The organism is Paenibacillus silvae (assembly GCF_014639235.1).
Classification (GTDB): Bacteria; Bacillota; Bacilli; order Paenibacillales; family Paenibacillaceae; genus Paenibacillus; species Paenibacillus silvae.
Genome location: NZ_BMFU01000039.1, coordinates 1 through 623, shown reverse-complemented (window position 1 = coordinate 623; position 623 = coordinate 1). Strand labels below are relative to the sequence as shown.

Genomic DNA, 623 nt, shown 5'->3' with positions numbered 1-623 from the left:
AGTCCGTCTACAGAAACTAGTGTAAATGTACTGAACTTCGTTACAGTGAACTCAATCCCTTCACTGCTATCTGCCAGCTTCACCAGTTTTCCTCGTACCAGTTCTTTCGTACCGTCGCTGTGTTCAATATACACAGCCAGGTTATTCAAGGCTTGCTGACGAGCAGCTGCATCCGTCGGCAGGCTGTTCCCCAGCGGCAGAGTCAGTGTCACTTCACGGCTCTGCATATTTGTTTCAATCTCTACTGGACGAGCCAGTACCCGTACGTTCGCGTTTGGAGCTGCTTGCTGAATCACTTGCTCTTTCTTCGCACGATCCTCTACTTCTTTGCGCTCGGATTCCTTTTTCAGCGGAACGATGCGGAAATACAAGTCTTGATCGAACCCGGCAATAGATTTGGTCGGAATCGAAATGGCTACATTTTGTGTTGAAATCTCCAGCTTGAGCGAGCCGTCACTCAGCTCTTTAACAGCGGTTTTCGGAACTTCAACCCGTGTCTCGGACACGGCATCCTTCGTATCTGGAATGACGATACGTGCGGTATCGGTGCCCAGCTGTTTCGCTTTTTCAACCGATTGCTTGGCAATCGCTTCTGTCATTTTCACCAAATCTTTAACGGTTCC

1 pseudogene is annotated in these 623 nt (G+C 49.0%); it reads right to left on the bottom strand.

What is annotated here, in order from left to right:
- A pseudogene (locus tag IEW26_RS30080) lies at window positions 1-623 on the bottom strand (S-layer homology domain-containing protein); the annotation flags it as partial.